This window comes from Desulfosarcina sp., assembly GCF_055467485.1.
Genome location: NZ_JBUOIV010000100.1, coordinates 1 through 9,479, shown reverse-complemented (window position 1 = coordinate 9,479; position 9,479 = coordinate 1). Strand labels below are relative to the sequence as shown.

Annotated in this window: 10 protein-coding genes; all 10 read right to left on the bottom strand. The window is 54.6% G+C overall.

Features of this window, described 5'->3' with window-relative positions; all coding sequences use genetic code 11:
* Positions 1-102: 102 nt before the first annotated feature.
* On the bottom strand, positions 103-1,224 hold the full coding sequence (locus tag ACZCED_RS24065) for a tyrosine-type recombinase/integrase (protein WP_464861988.1): 1,122 nt from the start codon (positions 1,222-1,224) through the stop codon (positions 103-105).
* 180 nt (positions 1,225-1,404) lie between these two features.
* Complete coding sequence (locus ACZCED_RS24060; RefSeq protein ID WP_464861987.1) at positions 1,405-2,175, bottom strand: sigma 54-interacting transcriptional regulator; 771 nt, start codon at positions 2,173-2,175, stop codon at positions 1,405-1,407.
* A gap of 80 nt (positions 2,176-2,255) precedes the next feature.
* Entirely contained in the window at positions 2,256-2,687 is a 432-nt protein-coding gene (locus ACZCED_RS24055) for a response regulator (RefSeq protein WP_464861986.1), read from the bottom strand.
* A gap of 10 nt (positions 2,688-2,697) precedes the next feature.
* Entirely contained in the window at positions 2,698-5,403 is a 2,706-nt protein-coding gene (locus ACZCED_RS24050) for a bifunctional acetate--CoA ligase family protein/GNAT family N-acetyltransferase (RefSeq protein ID WP_464861985.1), read from the bottom strand.
* A gap of 92 nt (positions 5,404-5,495) precedes the next feature.
* Entirely contained in the window at positions 5,496-6,407 is a 912-nt protein-coding gene (locus ACZCED_RS24045) for a universal stress protein (protein ID WP_464861984.1), read from the bottom strand.
* A gap of 33 nt (positions 6,408-6,440) precedes the next feature.
* Complete coding sequence (locus tag ACZCED_RS24040) at positions 6,441-7,127, bottom strand: CBS and ACT domain-containing protein (RefSeq protein WP_464861983.1); 687 nt, start codon at positions 7,125-7,127, stop codon at positions 6,441-6,443.
* A gap of 68 nt (positions 7,128-7,195) precedes the next feature.
* Positions 7,196-7,666: a universal stress protein gene (locus ACZCED_RS24035; RefSeq protein WP_464861982.1), complete on the bottom strand. Its 471-nt coding sequence runs from the start codon at positions 7,664-7,666 to the stop codon at positions 7,196-7,198.
* Positions 7,667-7,926: 260 nt separating this feature from the next.
* Complete coding sequence (locus tag ACZCED_RS24030; RefSeq protein ID WP_464861981.1) at positions 7,927-8,028, bottom strand: desulfoferrodoxin FeS4 iron-binding domain-containing protein; 102 nt, start codon at positions 8,026-8,028, stop codon at positions 7,927-7,929.
* A 76-nt stretch (positions 8,029-8,104) separates the two neighbouring features.
* The gene (locus ACZCED_RS24025; protein ID WP_464861980.1) at positions 8,105-9,139 is read right to left on the bottom strand and encodes an IS630 family transposase; all 1,035 of its coding nucleotides are present in this window, start codon (positions 9,137-9,139) and stop codon (positions 8,105-8,107) included.
* 51 nt (positions 9,140-9,190) lie between these two features.
* The coding region (locus ACZCED_RS24020; protein WP_464861979.1) for an ISL3 family transposase at positions 9,191-9,479 on the bottom strand (289 nt) is incomplete at its 5' end.

Here is a 9,479-nt window from a genome sequence, read left to right as displayed (position 1 = left end):
TCCAACGGCAGCGCCAGCCACACCACGTACTGTTTGAGGACGCTCAGATAATATTTTACCGTGTGAGGGGAGTAATTGCGACGTTTCAAATGGCGACGAAAATTAATCATCACATTGGTCATATTCACCGAATTCATCGTTGACCACCTTATTCATGGCGTTAAAGTATTCTTCTTCCCTCGTTTTATCTGTCAACCGTGCATACCGACGGGTAACCTCCAGGTTGGTGTGGCCCAGCAGAACCCGCAGGCACTCCAGGGGCATCCTGGCATTGAGTAACTCGGTGGCAAAGGTATGCCGCAAGCAATGCAGGGTGTAACCATGGTATTGCAATCTTGCCTTTTGCAGGTACTTTTTAAAGATCATTCGGGAACACTCGTAGCTCAGCGACGACCGGCCTTGCGCGTAAAAAAGACGCCACTGGTGCGGATTCCTGACCCGCAGCCAAGCCATCAACGCTTCGAGGGCGTCGTCGCTAAAATAGACCACACGGCCCACACCGGTTTTATCGGCCTTGCAGATCACGATTTTCTGATCGTTGAGATCGACATCCTCAACGGTGGCATTCAACAACTCCCCGATGCGCATCCCCGTTCGCAATAGAAGCATAATCAAAGCACGGTTCCGGATATGATCAATCACCGAAAGCAGGCGTTTGACATGCTCGGCTTCCATGGCCCGCGGTAAACGATCGGGGAGCTTGAGCCGGATTTTTCGCTCCAACAGCTCATAGCCCACGATCTTCTTTTCGATTAAAAACCGCAAGAACGCATAAACGGCACACAAACGGGTGCGAACTGAAGTGGGCTTCAAACCCCGGTCTTGCTCATGCTCAACAAAGGCCTCCAGGTCCTGCCGGTCGACCTGTTCGATCTGATGCTTACCCGATCGTCGACAAAACGATAAAAACAGAATCAGGGAGGCGGCCGTCAGCCGCAGGGTGCTAGGACTGCAGTTGCGCCGGTATTTTTCGGACAGATATTGCGTCAAATGCTCTGATCCGGGCAACTCTCCGGCTGCCGATGCTTTGACTATGAGGTGATCGAGCACCTTTCGACGCGCATACCGGTTCTGGGCGACGACGACAGTCTCAATCGATTGGGCAAAACTGGGCTGGATTAGACCGCTGAGGAACGGCTCGCTGTCGATACGGTCCCGAAGGTCGCTCGGATGGCATCCGATATCATAATTGGGGTTGGATTGATGGGATCGATGGTGTTGCATACCTGCCTCCTTTTCTATTTTTAATAGAAAAATCAGCAAGATATTGCAATCCACCGACTTTTTATCCGGTCGGTATTTTGTTACGTTTTAATAGCAGTAACATCAAGCTTTCCAGTTCGTGTGATATTATCTGGCTACGTTGAGTGTGAGAATCCGATTATTCTCACATAGGAATTGAGTTTATCTGACGCTGGTTTCGATTTTGAGGTTGTACTTATCGATTTTGGTGTGCAGGGTCGGCCTGGACATGCCCAGCAGCTTGGCGGCCTGGGAGCGGTTGCCGCCGGTCAGCTTCAGCGCTTCCCCCACCAGCAGGCTACCGAAATGGTCAATGCAGTTTTCGAAGAGGTTTTCCTGCCTCCCTTTTGACAGCAGGTTGCGAATCCAGGCGCGGATGCTATCATCGCAGGCAGCTTCGTTGAGATGGGGATGCTTTGCGTTTACGCCGGCGGCCTGGGTGATGTCCGCCAGGCTCAGCGGGGCGCCGCGGTTGAAAATCAAGGCCTTCTGAAGGGTGTTGGCAAGCTCGCGGATGTTTCCCGGCCACGGGCTGGAGACCAGCGCGGACAGGGCTTCGCGGGTGATCCCCGGGTTTTCAAGACCCAGGTCCGTCGCGAAGCGGGTTAGATAATAGTCGACCAACAGCGAAATGTCGCCAGTGCGTTCGCGTAGTGGCGGCAGCCAGATGGTGATCACCTTGAGCCGGTAGTAAAGATCCTCGCGGAACTGGCCTTTGCTCATCAGATGTTCTAATTCCCGGTTGGTGGCAGCGATGATGCGCACATCCACCGATATCGTTTCCCGGCCGCCCAGTCGCTCGACGCTCCTTTCCTGAAGCAGTCGCAGTATTTTGGCCACCAGAAACAAATCTGTTGCCGTGGTACCATCAACCACCGCCTTGGGCAGGATCCAGGTGGCATTGATCACTATCCTTTGGTCCCTTATGTTCATGGGGTTCGCAGTATAGAGCACCCAGCCGCACATCTCCGTTTCTTCGTCGGAAATACCCTGGTTGAAGCGATAAGCTATTACTACCGGTGAATAGGCGGCCTCACGGTCGAAGCGTTCATCGATGATTGTCCTGCATAAATGGCATCATCGGGAAGAATCCTTTGGATGGTCGCTTTGAGGAGGTCGATGCTTTGGCCATTCTTCTCGACGTGATAGATCTTTCCAGCAATAGACTCGGTCAGGTTGTCGGTTCCTCGAATGCAATAGAGCACCACCGGCAATTGGGGAATCCGATCTATAATGTTTCGGACCATTTCGACCCCATCCACACCCGGGAAATCAGGATCTAAAATGAGCAGGTCGATCCGGATGTGGCTGTCAATCAGTTTGAGGATTTCATTTGCGTTTTCGACCAACCGTATGTTGTAGCCGCAGGATCCCAGTTCACGCCTAAGAAAACTCCTGATACGGGGATTTCTATCAGCGATGAGGATTTCACTGACCTGGTTCATCGTCTTTCTTTCATTCCGGAACCGGCAATACAGGCGGCAGTTTAGAAATATCCAGGGTCAGTTCGAACTCCCCTGGCTGGCTGCTTCGCTTGATGGCAAAACCAAGCTTGCGGCCCAGTGCCAGCATGCCTTTGTTCTCGGCCAGTACGGTCCCCCAGATGATTCTGAACTGGCGCTCCCGGGCAATGTTGAGGCAGGTGGCCAATAGGTGTGCCCCGATGCCCTTGCCTTGCCAGGGGTCTCCCACCAGAACGGCAAATTCCGCATCCTTGAGGTTGTGCTGCAGGATGACGCGGGCGGCCCCCAGCATTTTTTCCGATGGATCCGATTCAGCAACTGCAACCAGTGCAATCTCACGATCGTAGTCGATCTGCGTGAAACGGGCCAGCATGGTGGGGGAAAGCTGTTTCATGGGAGAGAAAAACCGGTAGTAGATGCTTTGGTGAGAAAGGGTGTCGAACAGATCCACCAGCAACTGGGCATCATCCGGGCGGATGGGGCGGATCAGCAGTTCGCCGATGTCCGCCACGTTCACCCGGGATTCATACTGGGCCGGATAGGGGCTTACCGCCAGATGCATTGGGGCCTGGACCGACGCCGGCTTGAGAACCACGCGGGCATCGACGGCGATCGGCTGGCCGTTTTGGATGACCATCGGGTTGATGTCCAGTTCGGTAATCTGCGGGAAATCGGTGGTCAACTGGGCAAGGCGGATCAACACCTCTTCCAGTCGTTCCCGGTCGGCCGGTGGGTGGTTGCGATAGCCTTTGAGCAGCCGGTCGATGCGGGTGCCTTCCATGAGCCGGGCGGCCAGCAGGCGGTTTAAGGGAGGCAGGGCGATGGCACGGTCGCCCAGCAGTTCGGCCAGCACGCCTCCCATGCCGAACAGAATCACCGGGCCAAAGTCCGCATCCTTCTTGACGCCCAGAATCAATTCACAGTCCGGTTTTTCGATCATGGGCTGAATGGTCACACCGTCGATTTTAACCTGGGGGAAGGCGCTGCGGGCGTTGGTGACCATATGGGTAAAGGTTTGTTTTACCTCGTCAGCGTTCTTCAGATTCAAAGCGACACCGCCGGTATCCGATTTGTGAGTAATGTCCCGGGAAAGTATTTTCATCACCACCGGAAAACCACAGTCTTGTGCCATGGAACCGGCTTCATCGGCGGAAGCAGCTGCAGTGGTTGGATTCACCGGGATGCCATAGGCGGCGATCAGGGCTTTGGCTTCCGTTTCCGTGAGCAGGCCGCTGGCGGATGCCAGGCCGTTTTCAACCAGGCGGCCGGCGGCCTCACGGTCTACGCGGATCCGCGTGGACAGACGCGGCGGAATTTGTTGGAGCATTTCGATGCCGCGGGCATGGCGATGCAGGTTCATGAATGCGCGCACGGCCCGTTCCGGGGTGTCGAAGGTGGCGATACCGGCCTGGTTGAAAAGCTCCCGTCCCTTTTCCACATCAACACCACCCAGCCAGGAGGTAAGCACTGGCATGGTGGCGTTTTGAAGCTGTTCGGAAAGCACCCGGGCCACATCGGTGGCATCGATCATGGCCTGCGGGGCCAGCATGACCAGCAGGCCCTGGACCTCGCGGGCCTTGAGCAGCACCCGGGCTGCATCTGCATAACGCTGCGCCGTGGCATCGCCAAGGATATCGACAGGGTTTCCACGGCTCCAGTATTCGGGGAGGAGGGCGTCTAACTGGTTTATGGTATTCGCCGACAAGGCCACGGGTTCTGCCCCGTAGTCGGCCAATGCATCGGCAGCCATGACACCGGGACCGCCGGCATTGGTGAGGATGGACAGTCCGGGCCCACGGGAACGGCCCTTGCGGGAGAGGATTTCCGCCGCGTCGAAAAGTTCTTCGAAGGTTTTGACCCGAACGATGCCGGCCCGCTCGAACGCTGCATCGTAGACCGCATCTTCACCGGCCATGGCGCCGGTGTGCGAAGTGGCGGCAATCGCGCCGGCCCGGCTCCTTCCGGCCTTTAAGGCGATGATGGGCTTGACCCGGCTCACCGCCCGGGCCGCGCTCATGAAGCTGCGGTGGTGGGTCAGGTTCTCGACGTACATGATGATGCTGCTGACCTTGGGATCGCCGCTTAAATAGTTGATGATGTCTCCAAAATCCACATCCAGCATGGATCCCAGGCTGATGAAATGGCTGAAGCCGATATGTTCTTTTACCGAATAATCCAAAATGGCCACACAAATGGCGCCACTCTGGGAGATGAATGCCAGCTTGCCCTCGAGGGGCATGCGGGCGGCAAAGGTGGCATTGAGTCGGGCGGCCGTGCACATGATACCCAAACAGTTGGGGCCGATGATTCTGACCTCGCTGCCCGCTGCCGCCTGACGGATCCGTGCCTCATGCTGTCGGCCGCGTTCGCCTGTTTCTTTACCGCCCGCAGAGATCACCACCGCACCGGCGGTTTTGATGCGTCGGCAATCGGCGATGATCTCCGGTACGGTTTCCATGGGGGTCGCCACCACCACCAGATCCAACGGACCTTCCACGTGGTTCAAGGATGGGTAAGCCGTTTTCCCCATAATCGACGGGAATTTCGGATTGACCGGATGGAGGCGGCCTTCAAATCCCGCCTCCACCAGATTGTGCATCACCGCCCGGCCGACCGAGCCCGGCCGTTCGGAAGCACCGACAACGGCGATGGATTTCGGGTGAAAGATATTTTCCAGACGCTCAATGCCCATGGTCATTCTCGCTGTTCATGCTTGACAGGATTTCCCCGATTTTTTTGCATCAGCCATCAGCCATCAGCCATCAGCCATCAGCCATCAGCTATCAGTTATTACGTCACCACCCACACAGTTTCCTTGCGGCCCACATGAATCACCTTGTTGCTCACCCGGCCCATGAAGAAATCGCTGACGTTGGACAATCCCCGCCGGCCCACCACGATAGTACCCCAGCCACCCTTTTCAGCCATTTTGACGATGGCACCCGCCCGGCTGATCACACCGGTGACGGTTTTGGTGGAGATGTTTTCCGGATCAAACCCGGCAGCTTTCAGGATGCCGACAGCCGATTCGAAGATGGGTTCGGTTTGGTCGATGGCGTTTGCGTCCAACGCGTCCACGTCCGATTTGGAGATGCCGCGTACCACATGGAGCAGTCTCACCTGATAGTTACCCAGCGGTCCCAACATGTCGGCCACAAATTGAACCGCTTTGGTGGCGCCGGGAGAGCCATCCACCGCCACGAGTACCTTCTTATTGATCGGCTTGCGTCCGGCGATGAGCACCGGCGTGAAGGAGAGCTTTTCCAGCAGCTTGTTGGTGACGCTGCCCACGGTGACGTTTTTCAGATCGGTGAAGCCCCGGCGGCGGGTCAGGACCGCTTCGTAGCCGTTGTGGGCCTCGATGATGATGTCCCGGGCCACGCCTTTTTTACGATTCTGGATCTTGATGTCGACCGCCGATGCGGCATGCCCGGCATCCAGCAGCATCTGCCGGGCCTGCTCCATGTACGTGCGCATATTTTTTTTCTGCTCGGCTTCCCAGCTGCGCACGTGACGGACCACCTTGACGCTCTTCGGTTCCTTTTCCAGGTCGTAGTAGGCGTCCGGAATGTTGTTGAAGACATGGAACAGGACGATCTTCATGCCCCTGAAAGCCTCTTCTTCTCCGGCGTACCTCACGGTCTGCAAGGCGCGATCGGATCCGTCCACGGCCAGCAGCAGGCGTTTTTGTCTGGGTGCCATCGTTTTTCTCCTGTGTGCAATGAAAAGGTTGAATCAGTGGTTGTCGAACAGGATTCGCCGGTTCTCGCGGTGATCCACCATGTAGCGCAGTTTGGCCTTGCCCCTTAAAATCTCCAGTAGGTCGTCGATCCTGTCGCGGGAAACGTCCGTGAACCGCAGATAGACATTGCGGAACCCCGCCGGTGCGCGTTCGTAGGTGGAGAGGATGCTGGCCATGCGGCCGCCGAATTTTCTGATCACACTGACTATCTCCATTATGCAACCGGGGGTGTCTTCCAGGACTAATGCCAGGTGGAATCCGCGTTTTTTTAAACCGGTGATGTACAAGGTGGCCTTGAACAGGTCCGTCTGGGTGATGACCCCGCACAGCTGGCCATTGTCGTCCACCACGGGGGCGCCGGATATTTTGTGTTCCAGCATGAGGTTCGCGGCTTCCTCGACGGTCCAATCCTGGTGCACCGTGACCACGTTGCGGGTCATGATGTCGCCCACCTTGATTTTGGCAATGAGATAGAGCAGTTCGTGCACATCCAGGCTGGTGGCGTCCGATGCTGAGGCCCGTTTTAGGTCGCGGTCGCTGAGGATACCGCAAAGCTTTCCTTTGTCGACCACAGGTAGCAACCGGATATGGTTCTCCTTCATCAAGGTGGCAGCCTGTTGCATCGAATCGTTTTTCTCAACGGTAATCACTGGTTTGCTCATCCAGTATCTGATCAACATGGTTTTTCTCCTTTTATCGCTGTGATGACGATCAGCGGATTGTCAAAACCTGTTAGGCTGTCCCTGCCTCAGGGCAGTTCGTTGAAACCGGCCGGTATTGTCAGCAGTGGGATTGGCGAGCGGCGGTACATTTTGCGTGCCGTTGAGCCGACCACCACGTCGGCCAAGTTGCTGCGTCCCTTGGTACCCACAATCATCAGATTCGGTTTTTCAACGTCGATAGCCGCGAGCAGTTCCCGGTAGGGAACTCCGCTGAGTACCAGGCCGCGGCATTTAACCGCGCCCGGGGAAGCCGCCTCAATTAATCCGTTGAGGCTGGTTTTGCGATCCTGTATCTGGGTCTTGAGATAGTTTTGGAAAGAGAATGCCTCATAGCCGGTCATTGCCCGTTGAACCATATCCAGATCGCGCTGATTGATCACATTGACCAGCACCAGATCCGCATTCAGCTGTTTGGACAGCCATACGCCGTAGCGCACAATCGTAGCTGAATAGTCGGATAGATCCACTGCGGCCATTATTCTAAATGTCGGTGACATGGGTAACTCCTTTCAGAAATTGTTGGGAATGCCTTATGACTTTCCTGCTTTTAAGACTCATTGAGCAATGGATATGCCAGTTCCAACTGTCTGGCATAAAATTAAAAAAATATATAATTACAATTTGTTAGTAAGAAAATTGGGAATCTTCGACAACTGAAAGGAAGAGAAGCGTTGTCGGATTCTTTAACAAGGTGGAAAGGGGTGGATTTGCTGGAGGGTCGATCCGGTTTTACGTTTCCATAACCGTATGGCTGATATTATTTTTGACTACAGCAAGCCAATTCCCTTTTGCCCCCGGTGATCACGGCGATGATGGCCCCACAGACTTTGCATTTATAAACTTCGGATTTTGTTGTCATGACCGTCCTCCTTACGTTTGCCTGGTGGTTTTTCCGCATGGGTTGTTTTTATTACTATGGCAATTAAAAACACCAACTAAGCAGCATAGGCGATGTTGGGATCTTTGAAGTATTTGACGATTCTACTGGGAAGCTTTTGCAGCTTGCGCAAATGGCCAATGGTTTTTCGTTTCAGTTGGGCTTTCGTTCGGGCCGGTGCGCCTTTATGAACATTGAGTTTCAGGTCACGGTTTAGATATTCATCGGGATTTAGTTCGGGCGAATAAGAGGGCAGAAAGAACACTTCAATCCGTTCTTTGCGTTCCTCAAGCCATTCACGAACCGGTTTGCTGTGATGGGATCGCAGATTGTCCAGAACCAGAAACACCTTCCGGTCAGTATCTTTGATCAGTCGCCCCATGAACCGGATGAGGGTCTTGGCATTCATGGCTTGCTCATACAGCATGAATCGAACTTTGCCCTGGTTGGTCACCGTTGATATCATCGACACCCGCTCTCGCTTGGCCGGCATGCCTACAACGGGTGTCTTACCGGCAGGCGCGTAGCTGCGAAGGTAATAGGCGCTGTTGAGCAACCCGGTTTCATCGCCCCAGTGGATCTCGGCGTTTTCGGTTTTAGCCCGCTCGGCAATGGCCGGATACGATTCATCCAGCCACTGCTGAACCGCCTTCGGATTCTTTTCATATGCCCGGGTAAGCGGCTTCTGGGGGGTAAAGCCCCAGCGTTTCAGGTATTCCCCGACCGTTCGAATGGGCATGCGAATCGAATACAGTTGCTTAACCAGTTGTTGGACGGCAATGCGCGTCCACAGGGAAAAGGGCAGTTTCAATTGATCCGGGCATCGATCCTTGATCGCGTGTCGAAGCTCACGTTCCTGAGCCTTGGTCAACGTGCGGCATTCGCCTTGGCGGCGGCCGCGCACTTTGTGAGCAACCGCCTTTTTGCCACCCTGCTCATAGGCTTTCCACCACTTGCACACATTGGTGGGATGAACGCCGACGATGGCCCCGATTTCCTTGTAGGTCATCCCTGATTGGCGAAGCCTGATGGCCTGGTTGCGCAACTCTTGTTGGACCTCTGGTTTCAACTTTCGTGTATCGGTTTTTTCCATACACGAGGCTATATCATAAATGAGAAGTATTTGGTATATTTATTTGCCGTATTAATAGTTGGAGAAAGCCTGGTAAATTTTCAATGTGAAATACCGGAGGTCATGAAAGCCGTAGGCCTTGCGTTTGATGACCTTGATCTTGTTGTTAACCCCTTCGAGTTTTCCGGTATGGATGTCGAAATCGCAGTGGTTCAAGATGCCATAGCGATACCGTTCCAGCATTTTCGCAAAGCTGGTCAGCGAAGGGTTTTTTACAGTTCTGGCCAGGGCACACCAGTTGTCCAGTGACTTTTGTGCCCAGGTTCGGGAACGATAGCTCCATATGTGCTTGAGACTTTCT